Source organism: Pseudomonas sp. BP11-1-1 (genome assembly GCF_052112105.1).
GTDB classification, from domain to species: Bacteria; Pseudomonadota; Gammaproteobacteria; order Pseudomonadales; family Pseudomonadaceae; genus Aquipseudomonas; species Aquipseudomonas alvandae.
The window spans coordinates 1-461 of the sequence record NZ_JAUTYU010000051.1 but is presented as its reverse complement, the minus strand read 5'-3'; the positions used below and the strand labels follow the sequence as shown (position 1 = coordinate 461).

The window sequence follows — 461 nt, the reverse complement described above, 5'->3', positions numbered from 1 at the left end:
CGCCGATCAGCAGGCCGACAATGACGTAGCCGATGCCGGCGGTGGCTAGCTCGGCACCGAGCTTATAGATGAGGCCCACAGTGGTGAGCACCGCCAGCGCCATGCCGAGCATGCCGAACAGGTTGCCACGGCGGGAGGTGGTGGGGTGCGACAGGCCCTTGAGGGCCTGGATGAAGCAGATCGACGCGATCAGGTAGAGCGTCGTTACCAGGTTCATGCTCATTACTTGGGCGCCTCTTCTTTTACGGCTTTCGGGGCTTTTTTCTTGAACATCTCAAGCATGCGGCGCGTTACCAGGAAGCCACCAAACACGTTCACTGCGGCCAAGGCCACTGCGAGGGTGCCCATGGTCTTGCCCAGAGGCGTTACGGTCAGCGCGGCGGCGAGCATGGCGCCGACGATCACGATGGCCGAAATGGCGTTGGTCACCGCCATCAACGGCGTGTGCAGTGCGGGTGTTA

At 62.0% G+C, this 461-nt stretch carries 2 protein-coding genes; both read right to left on the bottom strand.

Translation table 11 applies throughout. From position 1 onward, the window contains the following. A partial coding sequence (locus Q7C33_RS28955) for an NAD(P)(+) transhydrogenase (Re/Si-specific) subunit beta (RefSeq protein ID WP_407684582.1) occupies positions 1-223 on the bottom strand: 223 nt, incomplete at its 3' end. Next, positions 223-461, bottom strand: a 239-nt coding sequence (locus Q7C33_RS28950) for an NAD(P) transhydrogenase subunit alpha (protein ID WP_407684600.1), incomplete at its 5' end; no start/stop codon positions are given. The genes Q7C33_RS28950 and Q7C33_RS28955, both read right to left, overlap by 1 nt.